This is a genomic window from Phenylobacterium sp., from assembly GCF_004297125.1.
GTDB lineage: Bacteria > Pseudomonadota > Alphaproteobacteria > Caulobacterales > Caulobacteraceae > Phenylobacterium.
Genome location: NZ_SCVD01000030.1, coordinates 48,676 through 69,420 on the forward strand (window position 1 = coordinate 48,676; position 20,745 = coordinate 69,420).

Here is a 20,745-nt window from a genome sequence, read left to right on the forward strand (position 1 = left end):
GGTCATCGTCCCAGGAATACGGCCGGGCGCTTCTCGAGGAAGCTGGCCACGCCCTCGCGGTGGTCTTCAGTCTGCATCAGGAGGCGAATCTTCTCGATCGCCCAGGCCCCGATCTCGCGCGGATCGCCATAGGCGAAGCGGCTGAGGCCGGCCTTCAGGTGGCGCACGGCCAGAGGCGGGTTGGCGGCGATGCGGGCGGCGAGCGCGCGGGCCTGCGGAAGGAGCTCGTCATGGGCCGTGACCTGGCTGACTAGGCCGATCCGCAGGGCCTCCGCCGCGTCGAAGATGTCGCCGGTGAACAGCAGTTCCGCCGCCTTGGCGGGGCCGACGACAGCGGGCAGGCGGTAGAAGCCACCCACGTCGCAGACCAGGCCGCGCTTGACGAACAGCTCGCCGAACCTGGCCTTCTCCGAGGCGATCCGGATGTCGGCGAACAGCGCCAGCTCCATGCCCCAGCCGACGGCGGCGCCGTTGACGGCGGCGATCACCGGCTTGTCGCATTCCAGCGCGGCGATGGCGGCGGGGGTCGCCTGGTAGGTGACGGGCAGCGACCGTTTCGAGACCGGCTTCTCGCCCGCCATGATCTCGCCGACGTCGTCGCCGGAACAGAAGGCGGGATCGGCGCCGGTGACGATCACGCAGCGGACCTCGTCGTCGGCCGCACTCAGCCGGAACGCCTGTTCCAGCTCGTCATAGGCCTTGTAGTTGAGTGCGTTGCGCCGCTGCGGGCGGTCCAGGACGACGGTCGCGACGTGGTCGTCGAGCGTACAGCGGACGTGCTCGAAACCGGCGCTCTTCTCGGCCAGCGAGACCATGGGCGCTCCTCCCTTTTCGACAAGCTGGCATGCGGGACGGCGCGGTCAACGGTGACGCACGGTCAGACTTGCCAGCGCCGGGTGGCGGGAGAACATGCGCGCCGACCACAACGGGGGAAGCTCATGCCGGAATTCCGCACCATCGACACCGGACGGGCGAAGCTGCGGGCGGCGGTGGAGGGCGAGGGGCCGCTGGTCGTCATGGTCCATGGCTTTCCGGAAAGCTGGTACTCGTGGCGCCACCAGATCGGCCCGATCGCCCAGGCCGGCTACCAGGTGGCGGCGCTGGACGTCCGCGGCTACGGCGGGTCGGACAAGCCGGCCGAGGTGTCGGCCTATTCGATGCAGGAGCTGACCGGCGACGTGGCCGGCGTGGCCGAGGCGATGGCGCCGGGCGGGAAGGCGATCCTCATCGGCCATGACTGGGGGGCGCCCATCGTCTGGAACACGGCCCTGACCCGGCCGGACGTGATCTCGGCGGTGGCGGGGCTGTCGGTGCCCTATTCGGGCGTGCCGAAGCGCCCGTTCACGGAGATCTTCACCGAGCTGTTCACCAGCAAGGGCCACTTCTTCTACCAGGCCTGGTTCCAGGAGGTGGGCCCGCCGGAAGCGGAGGCCGAGGCCGACGTCCGCGATTTCCTGCGCAAGTTCTACTACGGCATCGCCGGCGAGGCGCCGGACGGCTCCTGGCCGCAGAAGGCGCACGGGGCCTCGATGCTGGAGGGAATGGTGGATCCCGATCCCTTCCCGGCCTGGCTGACGCCGGAGGACCTCGACTACTACGTGGCCGAGTTCGAGGGCTCGGGCTTCTTCGGGCCGATCAGCCGCTACCGGAACCACGAGCGCGACTTCGAATGGCTGCAGGCCTTCAAGGACCGCAAGATCGAGCAACCGACACTGCTGATCGGCGGCGACCGTGACCCGGCGTTCAACGGCTTCGGCCGCATCCCGGACCCCGCGGCGATGATGCGCGAGCACGTCACCGACCTGCGCGGCGCCCATGTGCTGCCGGGCGTCGGGCACTGGACCCAGCAGGAGCGGCCCGCAGAGGTCACCGCCCTGCTGCTCGACTGGCTGAAGGGACTCTGAGCATGGCCGATCTGGAACTGCGCCACGAAGGCGATGTCATCTGGGCGACGATGAACCGGCCCGACCGGCTGAACGCGCTGAGCCGCAACCTGGTGACCGAGCTGCGGGAGTTCTTCGTCGGACTCTACTGGCGGCGCGACGTCCGCGTGGTGGTGCTGCAGGGCGCGGGCAAGGCGTTCTGCGCCGGCCTGGACCTGAAGGAGCGGGGCGACCCGCAAGGCGAGCGCTCCATCGGCGCGGGCCTGACACGACAGCGCGAGATCAGCGAGATCGTCATCGCCATGCGCCGCTGCCCGCAGCCGATCGTGGCCTGCGTCAACGGCGCGGCGGCCGGCGGCGGCTTTGCCCTGGCGCTGGCCTCGGACGTGCGGATCGCGACGCCGGACGTGCGCATGAACGCCGCCTTCATCCGTATCGGCCTGTCGGCCTGCGACATCGGGGTCAGCTACTTCCTGCCCCGGATGGTCGGGTCGTCGGTGGCGGCCGAATACATGCTGACCGGCCGCTTCATCACCGCCCAGCGGGCCTATGAGCTGGGGCTGGTCAGCCGCGTGGTGGAGCCGGACCAGATGGCGGCCGAGGCCCAGGGCTTCGTGGACGACATGCTGCACGCGACGCCTCTGGGCCTGCGCCTCACCAAGGAGGCGCTGAACCACGCCATCGACGCCCAGGGGCTGGAGGCCGCCATCGCCATGGAGGACCGCAACCAGATCCTGGCCAGTTCGGACGGCGACTTCCAGGAGGGCGTCCGGGCGTTCCTGGAGAAGCGCAGGCCGAACTACGTCCGGCGGGAGGGCTGACATGATCGAACTGTGGCACTGCCCGGACGCGCGCTCGTTCCGCCCACTGTGGGCGCTGGAGGAGCTGGGGCTGGACTACGAGCTGCACCTGCTGCCTTTCCCGCCGCGGGCGCGCGAACCCGCGTACCTGGAGATCAATCCGCTGGGAACGATCCCGGCGATGAAGGACGGCGAGACCTTCATGACCGAGAGCGCCGGGATCGTGCAGTACCTCGCGACCCGCTACGGGCCGAACGAGCTGGCGGTTCCGGTGGACGATCCGGCCTATGGCGCCTGGGTGAACTGGCTGCACTTCGGCGAGGCGACGCTGACCTTCCCGCAGACCCTGGTGCTGCGCTACCGGCGGTTCGAGCCCGGCAAGGCGGAGGTGGTGGCCGACGACTACGCCAAGTGGTTCCTGAGCCGGCTGCGGCACGTGGACCGGGCGCTGGCCAAGGGCGATTGGCTGTGTGCGGGTCGGTTCACAGCGGCAGACATTTCCGTGGGTTATGCGCTTCTACTCGCCCATTCCCTGAAGCTGGACGAGACCTTCTCGCCGGCGATCAAGGCCTACTGGGAACGGCTCAAGGCGCGGCCGGCGTTCCTGGCCGCGAAGAAGGCCCAGAAGATGGACCTGTCGGAGGCGCTGTCGTCATGATCACGCTCTACGAACATCCGCTCTCGCCCTACGCCCAGAAGGTGAAGATCGCGCTCCGCGAAAAGGGCCTGGCGTTCGAGCTGCAGCAACCGGGCGGCCTGGGCGCGGGCGGGGCGGCCGGCGACTTCGTGACAGCCAGCCCGCGCGCCGAGGTGCCGGCGCTGGTCGACGGCGACGTCCGGATCTTCGATTCCACGATCATCCTGGAGTATCTGGACGACGCCTATCCCGAGCCGGCCATGCGTCCGGCCGGCGCCGCCGAACGGGCGCGGGTGCGGATGCTGGAAGAGGTGATGGACACCCATTTCGAGGCCATCAACTGGGGGCTCTCGGAAGTCCGCTGGTTCGGCCGGGCCAAGGGCGAGCAGGCCGAGGCGCTGACGGCGGCGGCCCGCAGGCAGACCGACGGGTTCTACGCCTGGCTGGAGGGGCAGCTGGGCGGGCGCGAGTGGTTCAACGGCGAGGCCTTCGGCTGGGGCGACCTCAGCGTGGTTCCCTACCTCAACGGCTCGGCCGGCCACGGGCATCCGCCGCCCCCGGCCTCGAAGCTGGCCGCGTGGCTGGCGCGGGCCAATGCGCGGCCCTCGGTGGCCAAGGCCACGGAGGAGGCGATGGCCTCGGCGCGCGCCTCCGCCATGCCCAACGTCGCCGAGCTTGTGGAGAAGGGTCTGTTCAAGCGCGAGTACCGCGACCACCGGCTCGAATGGATGATCAAGTCCGGCGGGGTGGAGGTGGTCCTGAAGGGCCTGGAGCGCGACAACATCCGCTTCGCGCCGTCGTTCGGGTAGGCGGCTCGGGCGAACCACCCGCCGTCTTGACGTGGCGTCCCCGTTGCAGGTCCGCGCGGTTGGCATAGGCTTGCCCCAACAACGAAAACCGGGAGGACGGGCATGAGCCCCGCCGACGATCTGGGCGCCGTCGCCGCGCCGCCGCCGTTCAAGGCCCTTCCCCAGAAGGCGCCGGACGTCTCGATCGAGAAGACAGCGAACGGGACCTACTACGTCCGCTCGAACCATCCGCCCGCCCAGGGGCCGCGCTCGATCGCCCACCTGCTGGCCGAGAAGGCGGCGGCGCATCCCGACCGGCCCTACATCCTGCAGCGCGCGCCGGGGCACGGGCCCTGGGCCGGGGTCACCTACGGCGAGGCCAAGCGGGCGGCCGACGGGATCGCCCAGTGGCTGCTGGACCGCGGTCTGACGGGCGCAGACAGCGTCATGGTGCTGTCGGCGAACTCGGTGGAGCACGCCCTGGTCATGCTGGGCTGCTACACGGCGGGGGTTCCGATCGCCCCGATCAGCCCGGCCTACAGCCTGATCTCCAGCGACCACGCCAAGCTGAAGCACTGCTTCGCGACGGTGAAGCCGCGGGTGGTCTTCGCCCAGAACAGCGAGATGTTCGCCCGCGCCTTCGAGACGCTGAGGGCTCTGGACCCGAGCCTGACGTTCGTGACCGTGGACGGCGGAAACGGGACCGTCGCGCTCTCGGCGCTGACTGCGACCGAACCGACGCCGGCCGTCGAGGCGGCGCGCGGGGCGCTGACCCATTCGACGGTGGCCAAGTACCTGTTCACCTCGGGCTCCACCGGGATGCCGAAGGGGGTGCCGCAGACGCACGGGATGTTCGCGGGCGTCATCGCCGGCATGGAGGGTATCCGTGACGAGCCGGCCGACCCGGACCTGATCCCGCAGGGGCTGGAGTGGATGCCCTGGAGCCACATCTCGGCGGGCAACATCGGCTTCAACGGCGCGATGTGGGCCGGCGCGACCCTGCACCTGGACGAGGGCAAGCCGATCCCCGGCATGTTCGAGACCACGATCAAGAACCTCTACGAGATCTCGCCGATGGCGTTCGGCTCGGCGCCGGTGGCGTTCGGGATGCTGGTCGAGGCGATGGAGCGTGACCCGGTCCTGCGGAAGAGCTTCTTCAGGAACCTGCGCAGCGCGGGCTATGGCGGCGCGACCCTGTCGCACGACGTCTCGCAGCGTCTGCAGGCCCTGGCCATCGCGGAGACCGGCTACCGCATCCCGCTGACCACCATGTACGGGGCGACCGAGACCCAGGGGATCACCGTCGTGCATTGGATCACCGAGCTGGTGGGCCTGATCGGCCTGCCCCTGCCGGGGATCACCCTGAAGCTCGTGCCAAACGGGACCAAGCTGGAGGTCCGGGTGAAGGGGCCGACGGTGACCACCGGCTACCACAACGATCCGGAGAAGACGGCCGCGGCCTTCGACGAGGAGGGCTTCTACAAGCTGGGCGACGCCTGCCGGTTCCTGGACCCCGAGCGGCCGGAACTGGGGCTGGTGTTCGACGGCCGGGTGACCGAGGACTTCAAGCTTGATTCAGGCACATGGGTCTCGGTCGGCACCCTGCGGCCGGACGTGGTGGCCGCCTGCACGCCCTATGCCTTCGACATGGTGATCGCCGGCCAGGACAAGCCGTTCGCCGGCGCCCTGATCTGGCCGTCGCCGGCCGCGCTGCCGAGCCTGGGCGACAACCCCGTCGAGAAGCTGAAGGACGTGCTGAAAGAGCGGATCGGCGAGTTCAACCGCACGTCGGGCGGATCGTCGCGGCGGATCGGCCGGTTCATCGTCATGCTGGAGCCGCCGTCGATCGACGCCGGCGAGATCACCGACAAGGGCTATGTGAACCAGCGCGCCACGCTGGAGCGGCGCCATGCCCTGGTGGAGGCGCTCTACGCCAATCCGCCGGGCGAGGGCGTGGTGGTGGTCTAGATGACGGGGCCCGAGATCATCCTCCACCACTACGACACCTCTCCGTTCTCGGAGAAGGTGCGGCTGATGCTGGGGATCAAGGGGCTAACGTGGCGCTCGGTGATCCAGCCGGTGATCATGCCCAAGCCCGACCTGGTTCCGCTGACCGGCGGCTACCGGCGCATCCCGGTGATGCAGATCGGCGCGGACGTCTATTGCGACACCCAGGTGATCCTCGCCGAGATCGAGCGGCGGCATCCCAAGCCCAAGGTCGTCACCGGCGCGGACTGGGCGGTGAATCTCTGGGCCGACCGGCTGTGGTTCCAGGCCAGCGTTGCGGTGATCTTCGCCGAGATGGGCGACCGCGTGCCCAAGGAATTCATCGCCGACCGGGAGAAGCTGTCGGGCCGGCCGTTCGACGTCTCGGCCATGAAGGCCGCCGCGCCGTTCATGCGCGCCCAGTGGCGGGCCTATGTGGCGTGGGTCGAGGACGGGCTGGAGGGCGACTTCCTGGGCGGGGCCAAGCCGTCTCTGGCCGACGTGGCGGCCTGGATGAACGTCTGGTGGCTGAGCGCGGCCGCGCCGACCATCGCCGACGACCTGATGTCCGGCCTGCCGCGCGTCCAGGCCTGGCGCGACCGCCTGCGGGCCATCGGCCATGGCGAGCGGCGGGAGATGAAGCCGGCCGAGGCCCTGCAGGCGGCCACCGCCACCGCGCCGGCCGACGAGGGCGTCTGCGACCCGGGCGATCCGTCCGGCCTTAAGAAGGGCGATCCGGTGGTGGTCCAGGCCGACGACTATGGCCGCGACCCGGTGGAGGGGGTGCTGATACACCTCGGTCATGACCGCGTGACCCTGGCCCGCGAGTGCGGCGAGCTGGACGTGGTGCATGTGCATTTTCCGCGCGCAGGCTATGTGATCGCGCGCCGCTAGGAGAGACTCGATGAACGACCGCGTGAGCGTGGACATCCAGGACGGCGTCGCCGACGTCCGCCTGATCCGCACCGACAAGATGAACGCCCTCGACAACGCCATGTTCGAGGCCCTGATCCAGACGGGCGAGCGGCTGAAGGGCGAGCCTGGCCTGCGGGCGGTGGTGATGTCGGGCGAGGGCCGGGCGTTTTGCGCCGGCCTGGACATGGGCAACTTCCAACAGATGGCCTCGGGCGAGCGCGAGGGTGGCAAGGGCACGGCCGGGCCGCTGCTGACGCCCAAGCGCACACCGGGCGGCTCGAACCGGGCGCAGCACGCGGTGATGGTCTGGCGCGAGATCCCCGTGCCGGTGATCGCCGCGGTGCATGGCGTGGCGTTCGGCGGCGGCTTCCAGCTGGCCCTTGCGCCCGACATGCGGTTCGTCGCCTCCGACACCCGGATGTCGGTGATGGAGATCAAGTGGGGCCTGGTGCCCGACATGGCCGGCATGGTGCTGATGCGCGGCCTGGTGCGCGACGACGTGGCCCGCGACCTGACCTTCTCGGGCCGGATCTTCACGGGGGAGGAGGCGCTGGCCATGGGCCTGGCCACCCGCGTCTCGGAGCATCCGCTGGCCGAGGCGCTGGCCTTCGCCAGGGACGTGGCGGGGCGCAACCCGCACGCGATCCGCGCCGCCAAGCGGCTCCTCAACCTGGCGGCCGAAGGCGACCAGCACGAGGTGTTGCTCGAGGAAAGCCGCGAGCAAGCGGCGCTGATCGGCTCGGCCAACCAGATAGAGGCCGTGATGGCCAATATGGAGAAGCGGGCGCCGAACTTCGCCGAGGCCGAGGTCGAGACCCCGGAGCCGGTTCCGTTCGGCGCAGCTTAGGTCGGCTTAGCGCGAGGCCAGCTTGATGCCGGCGACGGAGGCCAGGGCCGGATCGTTGGCGCGGGCCACGGCGTCGGCCACGGCGTGCTTGTAGCAGGACGCGTACATTTCGCGCGGGAAGGACGCGCCGACAACGGCCTGCATGCAGACCTTCTTGGCCGCCTTGGTGATGTCCACGTGCAGCTGCTCGGTCGACTTGCCGGCGACCGCGACGCGCATCGATTGGGCGCTGGCGGGGGCGGCGACGAGGGCGGCGACGGCCGCGAGGGTCAGAATACGGATCATGGCGTTTGTTTCCGGGATCAGGGTTGAACCAACCCCTTTCCGGCGTTCCTCTCGACGGGCGTGGAGACTGGCGCTCCCGGTATCTCGTCCGTCGATGCGCCATGATTCCGCCCTCCTTCCCCTGACGCAAGCGTTAAGTTGCTGCGCCGCAGCAACAATGGTGCAATGCAAAGAGATCGACGGTAAGTTATCGCCGTTCGCTCTCGGGACGCCCTTAAATTAGGCGCCTTTCCATGGCCAAGGTTGCGACGCCCTGTCGCGCCTAGCCGCGCCCCACGTACGGCATCTGAGTCGCCATCACGGTCATGAACTGGACGTTGGCCGACAGCGGTAGGCCGGCCATGTAGAGAACCGCGTCGGCGACGGCCTGGACGTCCATCGTGGGCTCGACCTTCACCGAACCGTCGGGCTGAGGCACACCCTTGGCCATGGCCCGGGTCATGTCGGTGGCGGCGTTGCCGATGTCGATCTGCCCGCAGGCGATGTCGTAGGCGCGCCCGTCAAGGGAGGTGGAGCGGGTCAGGCCGGTGATGGCGTGCTTGGTGGCCGTGTAGGCGATCGACCGCGGTCGCGGCGCATGGGCTGAGATCGAGCCGTTGTTGATGATCCGGCCGCCGCGCGGGTCCTGGTCCTTCATCAAGCGGAACGCTGCGCGCGTACAGAGGAAGGCGCCCGTCAGGTTCACGTCGACGACCCGGCGCCAATGCTCGATGGCGTGGTCCTCGATGGGGGTGGGCGGCGCGCCGGTCCCGGCGTTGTTGAACAGCAGGTCGAGGCGGCCGAATCGCGCCTTCGTCGCCTCGAACAAGGCGTCGACGCTGCTGGGGTCCGCCACGTCGGACGGCTGGACCAACGTCGAGTCCGCATCCACCAGGGCGGCTGTTTCTTCGAGGACATTCGTCCGGCGTCCGGCGAGTGTAACGCTCCAGCCGGACCGAACGAGCGCCAAGGAAACCGCCCGCCCGATTCCGCTGCCCGCACCCGTGACGATGGCGACCTTTGCCATTGCGCTCTCCCTCTCGCCTGATTAGCCCTCGCGGCGCCCGCCGTACCAGCCTTACGAGTCATCATGCCCGATTTGCCGCCCCCTCCGGCCCCGGAAGTCGAGATCGTGGTCGTCCACCCGCCGCGGCTGGCGCCGCTGGGCGGGGAGGCGGCGTTCAGCGCGATGCAGATCGGCCCCGAGGTCCTGAAGGGCGAGCCGCGCCTGGACGAGGCCCTGAAGAGCGCGCCGGGCGTGTCGCTGTTCCGCCGCACGGGCTCGGGCGCGGCCAATCCAACGACGCAGGGGCTGTCGCTCAGGGCCATCGCGCCGTCGGGGGCGGGCCGGGCGCTGGTGACCCTGGACGGCGCGCCACAGAACGATCCCTTCGGCGGCTGGGTGATCTGGAGCGGCCTGCCGTCCGAGGGCATCGAGAGCGCCACGGTGGTGCGCGGCGCGGGCGCGGGACCCTACGGCGCCGGCGCCCTGACCGGCGTGGTGGCCCTGCAGGAGCGGGCGACGCCCGACGGCGTGGCGGCGACCGAGGTCTCGGCCGGCGGGCGGGGCAGCTATCGGGCGGCCGTGGCCGCGGGTGCGCCCGGCGTGCTGCTGACCGCCGCGGGGTCGCGGACCGACGGCTACTATGCGGTGCGGGGCCCGAGGCGCGGCGCGGCGGACACGCGGCTCAGGCTGGACGACGCCTCGGTGGCGCTCAGGCTCCAGCGCCAGTTGGGCGACGTGCAGGCGGCGGTCCGGGTCTCGGCCTTCCAGGTGAACCAGCAGGCGGGCCTAGTGGGCGCGCGCTCCAACACCACGGGAATGTCGGCGGCGGTGACCCTGGCGCAACCCGCGGCCGAGGGCGTGGGCGGCTGGCGGCTGCAGGGCTGGGTGCGTAGGAGCGACCTGGAGAACAGCTCGGTCGCCGTGGCGGCGGGCCGGGCCGCGACCACCCCAGCCAACGACCAGTACAACACGCCCGCCACGGGCTACGGCCTGAACGCGGCCTGGCAGGGCCGGCAGGGGCCGGTGGCCTGGGAGGTCGGCGCCGACATCCGCCTGACCGACGGGACCGAGCACGAGCGCTTCCGGTTCATGAACGGCGCCTTCACCCGCGACCGCGAGGCCGGAGGCAAGACCCTGGTGGCCGGCGCCTATGTGGAGGCCGCCCTGGACCAGGGCCCGTGGCTGCTGACCGGCGGCGTGCGGCTGGACCGCAGCCGCGCCTACGACGCGGTGCGCATCGAGCGCGACACGACCACCGGCGCGATCACCCTCGACCAGCCTTCGCCCAACCGCTCGGACACCACGCCGACGGGCCGGGTGGGGGTGCGCTACGCCCTGAACGAGGCGGTCTACCTGCGGGCGGCGGCCTATGCCGGCTTCCGCGCGCCGACCCTGAACGAGCTGCACCGGCCGTTCCGGGTGGGCAACGACATCACCGAGGCCAACCCGACCCTGAAGCCCGAGACGCTGCAGGGCGCCGAAGTGGGCCTCGGCGGCGACAACGGCTTCGCGCGCTGGTCGGCGGGGGTGTTCTACAACCTGCTGAAGGACCCGATCACCAACGTCACCATCGGCGTGGGACCGGGGACGTTCCCGGTGGCAGGCTTCGTGCCCGCCGGCGGCACCCTGCGCCAGCGGCGGAACGCCGGCGAGATCGAGGCGTGGGGCTTCGAGGGCGAGGCGTCCGGCGACCTGGGCGCGGCGCTTAGCTGGCGCACGGCCATGGCCTACACCGACGCCGAGGTGGATGGCGGGACCGCGGTCGCCCAGCTCACGGGCCTCAGGCCCGCGCAGACGCCGAAGTGGACCGTCACCGGCGGCCTCGGCTACCGGCCGCTGGACGCGCTGCGGCTCTCCGCCGACGTGCGCTACGAGAGCGCCCGGTGGGAGGACGACCTGAACAGCCGCCGTCTGTCGGCCGGGGTGCAGGTGGACGCCCGCGCCGCCTGGAGCTTCGCCCCGAACGCCGAGGTCTATGTCGCCGCGGAGAACCTCTTCGACGAGAACCTGGAGGTGGGCGAGACCGCGGACGGGGTGGAGAGCTATTCCGCGCCGCAGACGATCCGCGTGGGGTTCACCTACCGGCGATAGGCCGGCCGGGTTAGGGTGTCCGTCCGGACGCGGGGGCGGAGATGAAACCGATCGACTTCGGCAAGGCGGCGCTGGCCGGCCTGTTGGCCCTGATCCTGAACCTGCTGGCGACGACCGCCGTCATCTTCGCGTGGGCGATGCTGGTCGAGCCGGGCAGGTCGCAGGACTACTACAACGCCCTGGCGCCCCGGATCGGGGCGATCACCGGGCCGGCCGGCGGCGTGCTGCTGCTGTTCGGGGCGGCCTATCTGCTGGGCCGGCGGCGGCCGGAGCGCAACGCCATCGCCTTCGCCGCGGCCATCTGGGTTGCTTACGCCCTGCTGGACCTGGCCAGCGGCCTGCCGATGATGGCCTTGAAGGACCTCGTCACCATGCGGTTCGCCCTGTCGCTGCTCGCCGCCCTGGCCGCCGCGTTGACGGGCGGGGCCCTGGCCGCACGGCGCAATCGCTCAAGTTAGGTCGGCTGCGGCGCGAACAGTTCGTCGTGCCGGGCGACGATCCGGGGCCAGGCTTCGGCGGCTGCCGGCAGGTCGAGCTCGAACTCGCGCCGCAACAGGGCCACGAATTCATCGGCCGTGTCGATCAGACTCTCGGTCTTGGCGGCGGGCGTGAGCCGGCGGAAGGCGCGGCCGCGCAGCAGGCGGATCTCGTCACCCATGTGGCGCTGAGCGATGGCGGTCATGACGAACACCGAGGCCGGCGAGGTCTGCAACTCGTGGCACTTGGCCGCCAGCAGGGCCGGGTCGGCGGGCGCGAGGGTGAAGTCGAAGTTCGGCGCCCCGCCGGCCGGATGGTTGGTGAGGCGCCACCAATCGGGATCGACGCGGTCCAGCCGGTATTCGTAGCCGTCGGAGACGATGGGGCCTTCGCGAAGCGGGAAGGGGTCGCGCGACCCGTCGCCGAAACCCACGTCAGCGACCCAGGGCTCGCCGTCGAGGTCGACCAGCAGGACCAGGTGGTTGCCGACGGCCTCGTCGCCCCGGACCGAGCGCATCACGCCCCCGGCCAGGCGGGTCACCTTGAAGCCGATGTCGTCCAGCACCGCGCCCAAGACGCCGTTCATCTCGTAGCACCAGCCTCCGCGCCGGCGGTGGACGATCTTGTCAAAGGCGGCGGCCGGGTCGGTGGTCAGCGGGCGGCCGAGCTGGACGTCCAGGTTCTCGTAGCTGATCGCGAAGGCGTGCGCGCGGTGCAGCGCCTTCAGCGTCGCGAGGTCGGGGCGGGCGACGCCGGTGAAGCCGACCCGGTCGAAATAGGCCTGGATGTCCATGGCTGAGAGTTAGCGACCCCGGCCAAGCTCCGCCAGACCACTTCCGGCCCGGAGGCTCAGTCCGCTTTCGGGGGCGGCGCGGCCCCGCCCAGCATGGCGGCGAACTCGGGGCGGATGTCGGCCGCGCCCTTCTCGGCGATGTGCTGGGCGATGCGGGCGCCCATCGCGCCCATCACCTGGGCGGTGAATTCCGGCTTGTGCGCGCCGACCCAGGCGATGGAGGCGGTCCGGTTGTCGTTGAGCTGCTGGAACTGCGGGGCCACGTAGCGGGCGAACAGCTCGTAGGACTGCTTCTTCTGCGCCCAGGGCGCCCAGTTGTGGTCCATCAGCAGGAAGGCGCCGAAACCGCCGCTCTCGTCGACCAGCTGCTGGATGCGCGCCGCGGCGTCCTCGGGCGTGCCGATAACCGCCAGGCCGGTGTCGATCATGGCCTTCACCGGGTCCGGGCCCTCCGGGACGATGGGCAGGTTGGCGATCTCCTTGAAGTAGTAGATCCATTTCTCCAGGCCGAACTTCACGTCCTCCATGGCCTGTTCCCGCGTCGGGGCGATGTGCATGGGGCCGACCAGGCGCCAGCTCTGGCGGTCCATGGTCTTGCCGTGGTCGGCGGCGAGGTCGCAGGCGATGTGCCAGTTGGACGCGAGCGCGTTGAAGCCCGCCTGGCCGGTGGCGCCGATCGACAGCAGGCCCAGGCCGTGGCGGCCGGCAGCCCGCGCGCCGGTCGGCGAGACCTGGCTGGCGACGGCCATCTCCACTGAAGGGCGGGAATAGGGGGTCATCTGCAGGCGGGCCTGGTTCAGCTCGAACCAGTCGGACTTGTGGGTGACCTCCTCGCCGCGCATCAGCCGGACCAGGCAGTCCAGGGCCTCGTCCATGCGGTCGCGCTGGGCCGCCGGAGGGATGCCCATCATCATGGCGTCAGAGACCAGTGCGCCGGGTCCGACCCCGAACATCACCCGGCCGCGGGTCATGTGGTCCAGCTGGTTGATCCGGTCGGCCAGCATCATCGGGTGGTGGTAGGGCAGGGACGAGACGCCGGTGCCCAGCCGGATGTGCTTGGTCCGTTCGGCCGCTGCGGCGATGAACAGCTCCGGCGACGCGATCAGTTCGTAGCCGGCCGAGTGGTGCTCGCCGATCCAGGCCTCCTCGAAGCCCAGGTCGTCCATGTGCTGGACCAGCTCCAGGTCGCGCTGGATGGCCAGGGTGGGGTTCTCGTCCACCGGGTGAAAGGGCGCGATGAAGGCGCCGAAGCGCAGGCGCGGGCCGAACATATGGATCCTCCGAGGGCGCCGTCCCGCGCCTTAGCGAAGGTAGAATAGCCGGGGTTCACGAACGCCGCGAGCGTGCCGCCACGTCAGGGCGCCCGCTCGAGGAACCGTAGCACGGCCAGCTCGAAGGCGCGGTCCTCGCGGCCGGGCTTGAGGTCCAGCTTGCCCTCGGCATAGGCCTCCAGGATCGCCGGGTGGATATAGGCGCTGCGGGCCACGGCGGCGGTGTTGCCCAGCAGGCCGGCGACGGCCTTGACGCAGGTGTTGACGTTGCGCTTGGCGGCGCCGAGGTCGGCGCACTCCGGCATGGTCAGCGCCCGCGCCGCCGCGACCGTGCCGGCCCAGGTGCGGAAGTCCTTGGCCGAGAAGTCGTCGCCCAGGGTCTCGCGGATGTAGGCGTTGACGTCGGCGCTCTCGACCGCGCAGCGCCGGCCCTCGTCGTCCAGGTACTGGAACAGGCGCTGGCCCGGCAGGTCCTGGCAGGCCTTCACCACCCGGGCCAGCCGGCGGTCGCTGAAGCTGGTGCAGTGGGTCTTGCCGCTCTTGCCCCTGAACTCGAACGTCGCCTTGGCAGACCCGATCTTCGCGTGGCGGTCGCGCAAGGTCGTCAGGCCGAAGCTATTGTTCCGCCGGGCGTATTCCTCGTTGCCCACTCGGATCAGCGTCATCTCCATCACCTGGATCACGGCGGCCAGCACCTTCTCGCGCGGCAGGCCGCGGCGGGCCAGGTCCTCGTCCACGCGCTTGCGCAGCCGGGGCAGGGCGCGGCCGAAGGCGATGAGGCGGTCGTACTTGCCGGCGCCGCGCTCGGCCTGCCAACGCGGGTGATAGCGGTACTGCTTACGGCCCTTCACATCCCGGCCGGTGGCCTGGATGTGGCCGTTGGCCTTCGGGCTGATCCACACGTCGGTCCAGGCGGGCGGGATGGCGAGCGCGCGGATGCGGTCCAGGGTCTTCTCGTCGGCGACCGCCTTGCCGTCCCGGTCGAGATAGTTGAAGCCGTGGCCGCGCGCCGGCCTGCGGCGGATGCCCGGGTCCTGGTCGCTGACGTAGGCCAGGCCCTCCGGAACCGGCGTCGCGTTCATGTCCTTCGGCATCCCAGCCCTCCACCTGTTCGGCGGCAACGTGGTATGGCCACGCCGGTTCCTGCCCAAGCCCCTGGAGTCCCTTGAACTATCGCCACGCCTTCCACGCGGGGAACTTCGCCGACCTGGTGAAGCACGCCGCCCTGCTGCGCCTGCTGGCCGAGCTGACCGCCAAGGGGCCGCCGCTGACGGTGATCGACACCCACGCGGGCCGCGGCCTCTACGATCTGGCAGGCCCCGAGGCGCGCAAGTCCGGGGAGGCCGAGGCGGGGATCGTACAGCTCATGGCGGCGAGGGACGCGCCGGCCGATTTCTCGCCGCTGACGCGGGCGGTGGCGGCGGTGAACGAGGGCGCGGAGGTGCGGCGATATCCCGGCTCGCCATGGCTGATCGCCGGAGCCCTGCGCACGGCCGACCGCTATGTGGCCTGCGAACTGCGGCCCGACGAGCACGAGGCCCTGCGCGTGGCGATGCGCGGTCGGCAGAACGTCCGCACCCTGAACGTCGATGGCTATGCGGCGGCGGTCGCGGAGTGCCCGCGAGAGGGCCGCGTGCTGGTGCTGATCGATCCGCCGTTCGAGAAGCCGGACGACTACCGGCGGATCGTGGAGACGCTGGCGGCGCTGCGGCGGCGCAACGGCCAAGCGCGCGCCCTGGTCTGGCTGCCGGTCAAGGACCTGGAGACGCTGGACAGCTTCCTCCGCGACCTTGAGGACGAGGTGGCGGCGCCCATGCTGGTCGCCGAGACGCGGATCCGGCCGCTGACCGACCCGATGAAGATGAACGGCTGCGCCCTGCTGCTGCTAGACGGACCGGACCTGGAGGCGCCGCTTGCCGCCATCTGCGCCTGGGTCGCGCAAGCTTTGGGCGCCGGCGGAGGCGCACGGGTTTACGCGCTCTCGCCACAATAATTTCGCAACTGCGAAGTCGACGGGAGTGTTATGTTGCGGCGCACAATCTCGTGCCGACAGGAACTCTCCCATGGCGTCCTTCGACCTTCCCGAAACCTCGCAACCTCGCGTGAGCCCGGCGCTGCTGGTCGGCGTGGCCTCGCCCCTCTGGTCCTATTTCGCCGCCGCCGCCGCCGGGGGCATGGCCTATTGGTGGATGACCCAGTGGGCGCGCCCGGTGAACCTGGAGGCGATGTTCGCCCGCAGGAAAGCCCTGCCGGCTTCCCCGCCGGTCCCTGCGCCGCTGGTCGAGGCCGCCGAGGCGGTCGCCGAGGCCGTCGTGGAGGTCCCGGAGACCGTCGTCGAAGCCATCGTCGAGGCCGCCCTCGAAGAGGCGCCGCTCGCGGTGGGCGGCGAGTCCGCGCCCGTCAGCCCCGTGTTGGAAGCCTCGCCCCTGCCGGAGACGGAGCCTGAGCCTGTCGTAGAGCCCGAGATGGAGCCCGAGGTCGTCTTCGCCGTGGCCCCCGAACCCGTGATCGACGAGCCCGCGCCGGTCGCCGCGGAGAGCGCCGCCGAGCCTGCGTCGAAGTCGCGCGGGAAGAAGGCGTCGCCGCCAACTTCCGAAACCGACGCCTGACAGGGCGCCCGGCGGGCGCTAACAACGGGCGGTGCGGAAGCGGGCCTTCGATATCGTCGTGGCGGTGGCCGGGCTGGCCGTGGGCTGGCCCGTGCTGCTGGCGATCGGCCTGGCTGTGCGGCTGACCAGCCCGGGGCCGGCGATCCACTGGTCGCGCCGGGTGGGCCGCGGCAACCGCGAGTTCGCCATGCCCAAGTTCCGCTCGATGCGGACGGACACGCCGGACGTCGCCACCCACCTGCTGGAAGATCCTGCCCGCTGGGTGACGCCGCTCGGGCGGGTTCTGCGCCGGTCCAGCCTGGACGAGCTGCCGCAGCTCTGGAGCGTGCTGGTGGGCGATATGAGCCTCGTCGGACCCCGGCCCGCGCTGTTCAACCAGCACGACCTCGTGCAGTTGCGCACCGCCGCCGGCGTCGAGCGGCTGCGTCCCGGCGTCACCGGCTGGGCCCAGGTCAACGGTCGCGACGAGCTGCCGATTCCCGAGAAGGTGAAGCTGGACCGGGAATACCTGGAACGGCAGTCGTTCGGCTTCGACCTGGCGATCATCCTGGCCACGGCGCGGCAGGCGGTCAGCGGCCGCGGCGTAAGCCACTAGAAAATTCTGGGGAAACGGACGCTGTCGCGACGCGTTGAAGCGCCCGTGAGCCAGCAACCCGTTCCATCCGCCAAGCCCGCCCGCGGGCCCCAGCCGCGACGCCAGCCCCCCGGGGCCCGCCGCCCGCTGCGCGAGCGATTGGCGCATCCCCGGCTGACGCCGCCGACGTTCACGCCGCCGACCCGCAAGGCGCTCGGCTGGACCGGCGCGATCCTGGCGATCATCGCCATCGCCATCACGGTCCTGGTGCTCATCTGGGACTGGAATTGGTTTCGCGGACCCCTGGAGCGCGTCGCCTCGGGGCGGCTGCACCGCGAGGTGACCATCGCCGGCGACCTGAATGCGGACGTGTGGTCCTGGCGGCCCAGCGCCACCGTCGACGGCGTATCCATCGCCAACCCCTCTTGGGCGGGAACGGGCAGGATGGGCGCCATCGACCGGCTGCACGTGCGCGTGCGGCTGGTCCCGTTGCTGTGGGGCAAGGTCGATATCCGCGTCCTGGCGGTGGACGGGCCCAACTTCAGCCTGCTGGCCGACTCCAAGGGCCGCAAGAACTGGGACTTCTCCGACGGACGGGTGAAGGAACCCATGAACCTGCCGCCGATCCAGCGGTTCGTGATCCGCGACGGCAAGCTCAAGTACCTCGACGCCCGGCGCGACCTCCGGTTCGCCGGCACGATCAACGCCCGCGAGAAGCTGGGCGCCGACAATCGAGGGTTCGAGCTCATCGGCCAGGGCACGATCAATGGCGCGCCGTTCAAGGCCGAGGTGGTCGGCGGCCCGCTGCTGAACATCGATCGCGACAAGCCCTATCCGTTCGACGTCGATCTGAGGGCGGGCCAGACCTACATCACCGCCCGTGGCGCGGTGCCGAAGCCCTTCGACATGGGCCGGTTCTACATGAACGCCACGGCGCGCGGTCCGGACATGGCGCAGCTGTTCCCGCTGACCGGCGTGGCGCTGCCGAACACCCCGCCGTACAGCCTGCGCGGCCGGCTGTCGCGTGAGGGGCTGGTGTGGAAGATCGACAATCTGGGCGGCCGGGTCGGCGACAGCGACCTGTCGGGCGACGTTTCGGTGGACACCGGGCGCGAGCGGCCCTTCCTGAAGGCGAACCTCACCTCGCAGAGCCTGGACTGGGACGACCTGGGCGCCCTGTTCGGCGCGGCGCCCAAGGCTGGGCCGGGCGAGACCCTGTCGCCCGAGCAGGCGGCGATCGCGAAGAAGATGGTGGCCCAGCAACGGCTGCTGCCGGACGCCCCGCTGGATGTGAGCCGGATCCGCGCCATGGACGCCGACGTGACCTACAGCGCCCGTTCGATCCGCGACACGCCGGTGAAGCTGAACTCGGCCTCCGTACGGGTGCGCCTGGACGACGGGATGCTGCGGGCCCAGCCGCTGAAGTTGGAGCTGCCGCGCGGCGAGGTGGCCGGCTACGTGAACCTCGACGCCCGCAAGGCCGTGCCGGTTACCGACCTAGACCTGCGCATGACCAATGCGCGGATCGAGCAGATCATCCCGATGCAGTTCAACGGCTCGTCGCCCCTGACCGGTTCGCTGGTCGGCCGCGCCAAGCTGACCGGCACGGGCGACAGCGTTCACAAGGCCTTCGCCAGCGCCGACGGCGAGGTGATGCTGGTGGCGCCGGGGGGCGAGATCCGCGAGGCGTTCGCCGAGCTGATGGGCGTCAATATCGTCAAGGGCCTTGGCCTGCTGAACAAAACGGACACGACGCCGATCCGATGCGCCGTGGCCAACTTCCAGACCAAGGGCGGCGTCATGACCGCCAGCAACATCGTGTTCGACACCGGGCCGGTGCTGGTCACGGGCAAGGGCACGGTTAACCTCGGCTCCGAGCGGATGAACCTGCAGCTGCGCGGCCACGACAAGAAGTTCCGGCTGGTCCGGGTGTTGGTCCCGATCACGGCCAAGGGCCCGCTGATGGCTCCGAAGCTGGGCGTGGAGCCGGGCGCCGCGCTGGCGCAGGGCGGGGCAGCGGTGACCATGGGCGCTCTGCTCACGCCGCTGGCGGCGATCCTGCCGTTCATCGACGCGGGCCTGGCCAAGGACGCGAACTGCGCCGCCCTGCTGGCCGAAGCGCAAACCCAGGGCGCGCCGGTCAATTCCGCGCCGAAGCCGTTGACGGCCAAGCGCTGACGTCCTCAATCTCTACCGTAGCAGTTGGGTCAAAGAGGTGAGCTCCATGGCGTCGGTGATGAGCAAGGGTTGGGCGCTGGCGCTCGCCGTCGGGATCGGCGCGGCGGTGGCCGCCGGGGGCGCAGTGGCCCACGACGACAAGATGCCGGCCAACGCCAGCCCGGCGACCAAGGCCGCCTACGCTCGCCACGCCAACTTCGAGAAGATGGGCGGCGCCTTCAAGGCGCTGAACGACGAGCTGAAGAAGGGGGAACCCAGCAAGACCGTGGTGGCGACCAACGCCAAGACGATCGCGACGCTCGCCGGCGCGCTGCCCTCCTGGTTCCCGCGCGGCAGCGGCGTGGAGGCCCGGGCGATGAGCGAAGCCAAGCCGGACATCTGGCGAGACGCCGCCGGCTTCTCGACCGCCGCCTCGAACCTGCAGGCGCAAGCGACCAAGCTGAACCAACTCGCCGCCGCCGGCGACATCGGTGGCGTGAAGGGCCAGGTCCGCAACACCGGCATGGCCTGCAAGGGCTGCCACGACAAATACCGGGTCGAGAAGAAGGACTAGGCGTGGCCCACCCCTCGGGCGCCGTCCGCGTCAAGCTCTGGGACGGCCCGGTGCGGATCGTCCACTGGCTGTTGGTCGTCCTGATCGGCTTTTCGTGGTGGGCCTCCGAGGACCACCTGAACTGGCACCGCTGGAGCGGCTACACGATCGTCGGCCTGGTGCTGTTCCGCATCTATTGGGGCTTCGCCGGCGGCGGGGCGGCCAGGTTCTCCAGCTTCGTGAAGGGGCCGAAGGCGGTGGCCGCCTATGCCGCGACGGTGGGTAGGCGCGATGTCGCCACGACGCCGGGCCACAATCCGCTGGGCGCGCTCAGCGTGCTGGCGATCCTGGCCGTCCTGCTGGCGCAGGTGGGCACGGGCCTGTTCGCGGTGGATGTCGACGCCTTCGAAGCCGGACCGTTCTCGGACCGCGTCAGCTTCGAGCTGGGCCGCAAGATCGCCGAGTGGCACGAGCTCAGCTTCCGCGTCCTGCAGGCGCTGGTGGTGCTGCACGTCGCCGCGGTGCTGTTCTACTGGGTCTGGAAGCGCACCAACCTGATCGGCGCGATGATCACCGGCAGCCGGGCCCTACCCAGCGACCCCGGTCTGGCCGGGGCGCCGGTCTGGCGGCTGATCGTCGGCGTCGTGCTGGCCGCCGCGATCGCCTGGGTGCTGTCGAAGGGCCTGCGGTTCTAGCTGCGGTTCGCCGCGTCGCGCAGGCAGTTGAGCCAGGCGTCTTCCCGCAGCTTCTCGGCGGCGCGCAGGGCGGCCTCCGCGTCACGGACGCCGGCGTCGTGCTTGCGCCACTCGGACACGGCGCCCTCACGAGCCTCGCGCGCGGCTTCCAGCGAGCCGAAGCGGGCCAGCACAGCGCGGGTGGAGTAGTTGACTGGCGGGCCGACCGTCTCGCGGTCCGGATAGAAGCCGGTGATCGAGTCGGCGGTCTCGCTGTCGATGTGGAACACGTCGGCCCAGCCCGCGTGGTGGCGCATCAGGGCCCAGGGTCGTTCGATCCGGTCACTCACCGATAGTCTCCGTCGAAGATGTCCGATTCCGCCAGGGCGGTTGTCACATGCCCTTTAGCGCGACCCTTGG

Annotated in this window: 22 protein-coding genes; 15 read left to right on the forward strand and 7 right to left on the reverse strand. The window is 70.5% G+C overall.

Features of this window, described 5'->3' with window-relative positions:
- Window positions 1-2: 2 nt before the first annotated feature.
- Window positions 3-815, reverse strand: coding sequence for an enoyl-CoA hydratase/isomerase family protein (locus EPO51_RS21750; RefSeq protein WP_293354527.1), 813 nt, complete (start codon window positions 813-815; stop codon window positions 3-5).
- A 123-nt stretch (window positions 816-938) separates the two neighbouring features.
- Between EPO51_RS21750 and EPO51_RS21755 the strand changes: the two genes are divergently transcribed.
- The 7 genes from EPO51_RS21755 (at window position 939) to EPO51_RS21785 (ending at window position 7,856) form a co-directional block, all read left to right on the forward strand.
- Window positions 939-1,904: an alpha/beta fold hydrolase gene (locus EPO51_RS21755; protein WP_293354529.1), complete on the forward strand. Its 966-nt coding sequence runs from the start codon at window positions 939-941 to the stop codon at window positions 1,902-1,904.
- Window positions 1,905-1,906: 2 nt separating this feature from the next.
- On the forward strand, window positions 1,907-2,704 hold the full coding sequence (locus EPO51_RS21760) for an enoyl-CoA hydratase/isomerase family protein (protein WP_293354531.1): 798 nt from the start codon (window positions 1,907-1,909) through the stop codon (window positions 2,702-2,704).
- A 1-nt stretch (window position 2,705) separates the two neighbouring features.
- Window positions 2,706-3,341 carry a glutathione S-transferase family protein gene (locus EPO51_RS21765; RefSeq protein ID WP_293354533.1) on the forward strand — a complete coding sequence of 212 codons (636 nt, stop codon included), beginning with the start codon at window positions 2,706-2,708 and terminating at the stop codon, window positions 3,339-3,341.
- Entirely contained in the window at window positions 3,338-4,129 is a 792-nt protein-coding gene (locus EPO51_RS21770) for a glutathione S-transferase family protein (RefSeq protein WP_293354535.1), read from the forward strand. Before EPO51_RS21765 ends, EPO51_RS21770 begins: the two co-directional genes overlap by 4 nt.
- 102 nt (window positions 4,130-4,231) lie before the next feature.
- Window positions 4,232-6,076 (forward strand): AMP-binding protein, encoded by a 1,845-nt coding sequence (locus tag EPO51_RS21775; protein WP_293354537.1) that lies wholly within the window; start codon window positions 4,232-4,234, stop codon window positions 6,074-6,076.
- A complete protein-coding gene (locus tag EPO51_RS21780; protein WP_293354539.1) occupies window positions 6,077-6,988 on the forward strand; it encodes a glutathione S-transferase family protein in 912 nt (303 codons plus the stop codon). It begins immediately after the preceding gene.
- Window positions 6,989-6,998: 10 nt separating this feature from the next.
- A complete protein-coding gene (locus EPO51_RS21785; protein ID WP_293354541.1) occupies window positions 6,999-7,856 on the forward strand; it encodes a crotonase/enoyl-CoA hydratase family protein in 858 nt (285 codons plus the stop codon).
- A gap of 6 nt (window positions 7,857-7,862) precedes the next feature.
- On the opposite strand, the gene EPO51_RS21790 is transcribed toward EPO51_RS21785, so the two are convergent.
- Both EPO51_RS21790 and EPO51_RS21795 read right to left on the reverse strand, forming a co-directional pair.
- Window positions 7,863-8,141, reverse strand: coding sequence for a hypothetical protein (locus tag EPO51_RS21790; protein WP_293354542.1), 279 nt, complete (start codon window positions 8,139-8,141; stop codon window positions 7,863-7,865).
- Window positions 8,142-8,403: 262 nt separating this feature from the next.
- Window positions 8,404-9,147: an SDR family oxidoreductase gene (locus EPO51_RS21795; protein WP_293354544.1), complete on the reverse strand. Its 744-nt coding sequence runs from the start codon at window positions 9,145-9,147 to the stop codon at window positions 8,404-8,406.
- Between the two features lie 63 nt (window positions 9,148-9,210).
- Here EPO51_RS21795 and EPO51_RS21800 point away from each other — a divergent pair, with 63 nt between their 5' ends.
- The gene (locus EPO51_RS21800) at window positions 9,211-11,217 is read left to right on the forward strand and encodes a TonB-dependent receptor (RefSeq protein WP_293354546.1); all 2,007 of its coding nucleotides are present in this window, start codon (window positions 9,211-9,213) and stop codon (window positions 11,215-11,217) included.
- Window positions 11,218-11,258: 41 nt separating this feature from the next.
- The gene (locus tag EPO51_RS21805; RefSeq protein ID WP_293354548.1) at window positions 11,259-11,675 is read left to right on the forward strand and encodes a hypothetical protein; all 417 of its coding nucleotides are present in this window, start codon (window positions 11,259-11,261) and stop codon (window positions 11,673-11,675) included.
- On the opposite strand, the gene EPO51_RS21810 is transcribed toward EPO51_RS21805, so the two are convergent.
- The 3 genes from EPO51_RS21810 to EPO51_RS21820 all read right to left on the reverse strand — a co-directional run bounded on the left by EPO51_RS21810 (window position 11,672) and on the right by EPO51_RS21820 (window position 14,852).
- The gene (locus EPO51_RS21810; RefSeq protein ID WP_293354550.1) at window positions 11,672-12,487 is read right to left on the reverse strand and encodes an arylamine N-acetyltransferase family protein; all 816 of its coding nucleotides are present in this window, start codon (window positions 12,485-12,487) and stop codon (window positions 11,672-11,674) included. The two genes, EPO51_RS21805 and EPO51_RS21810, sit on opposite strands and share 4 nt — an antisense overlap.
- Before the next feature lie 56 nt (window positions 12,488-12,543).
- On the reverse strand, window positions 12,544-13,758 hold the full coding sequence (locus tag EPO51_RS21815) for an LLM class flavin-dependent oxidoreductase (RefSeq protein WP_293354552.1): 1,215 nt from the start codon (window positions 13,756-13,758) through the stop codon (window positions 12,544-12,546).
- An 83-nt stretch (window positions 13,759-13,841) separates the two neighbouring features.
- The gene (locus EPO51_RS21820) at window positions 13,842-14,852 is read right to left on the reverse strand and encodes a DNA topoisomerase IB (protein ID WP_293354554.1); all 1,011 of its coding nucleotides are present in this window, start codon (window positions 14,850-14,852) and stop codon (window positions 13,842-13,844) included.
- Window positions 14,853-14,923: 71 nt separating this feature from the next.
- Here EPO51_RS21820 and rlmJ point away from each other — a divergent pair, with 71 nt between their 5' ends.
- From rlmJ to EPO51_RS21850, 6 genes are all read left to right on the forward strand, one after another.
- A complete protein-coding gene (rlmJ, locus tag EPO51_RS21825) occupies window positions 14,924-15,751 on the forward strand; it encodes a 23S rRNA (adenine(2030)-N(6))-methyltransferase RlmJ (RefSeq protein WP_293354556.1) in 828 nt (275 codons plus the stop codon).
- A 70-nt stretch (window positions 15,752-15,821) separates the two neighbouring features.
- Complete coding sequence (locus EPO51_RS21830) at window positions 15,822-16,367, forward strand: hypothetical protein (protein WP_293354558.1); 546 nt, start codon at window positions 15,822-15,824, stop codon at window positions 16,365-16,367.
- 31 nt (window positions 16,368-16,398) lie between these two features.
- Entirely contained in the window at window positions 16,399-16,962 is a 564-nt protein-coding gene (locus EPO51_RS21835; protein ID WP_293354560.1) for a sugar transferase, read from the forward strand.
- Between the two features lie 45 nt (window positions 16,963-17,007).
- Entirely contained in the window at window positions 17,008-19,119 is a 2,112-nt protein-coding gene (locus tag EPO51_RS21840) for an AsmA family protein (RefSeq protein ID WP_293354562.1), read from the forward strand.
- A gap of 46 nt (window positions 19,120-19,165) precedes the next feature.
- Window positions 19,166-19,672 carry a c-type cytochrome gene (locus tag EPO51_RS21845; RefSeq protein WP_293354564.1) on the forward strand — a complete coding sequence of 169 codons (507 nt, stop codon included), beginning with the start codon at window positions 19,166-19,168 and terminating at the stop codon, window positions 19,670-19,672.
- Between the two features lie 2 nt (window positions 19,673-19,674).
- Window positions 19,675-20,346 carry a cytochrome b/b6 domain-containing protein gene (locus EPO51_RS21850; protein WP_293354566.1) on the forward strand — a complete coding sequence of 224 codons (672 nt, stop codon included), beginning with the start codon at window positions 19,675-19,677 and terminating at the stop codon, window positions 20,344-20,346.
- Here the strand turns inward: EPO51_RS21850 and EPO51_RS21855 are convergent.
- On the reverse strand, window positions 20,343-20,675 hold the full coding sequence (locus EPO51_RS21855) for a hypothetical protein (protein ID WP_293354568.1): 333 nt from the start codon (window positions 20,673-20,675) through the stop codon (window positions 20,343-20,345). The two genes, EPO51_RS21850 and EPO51_RS21855, sit on opposite strands and share 4 nt — an antisense overlap.
- Between the last annotated feature and the right edge of the window lie 70 nt (window positions 20,676-20,745).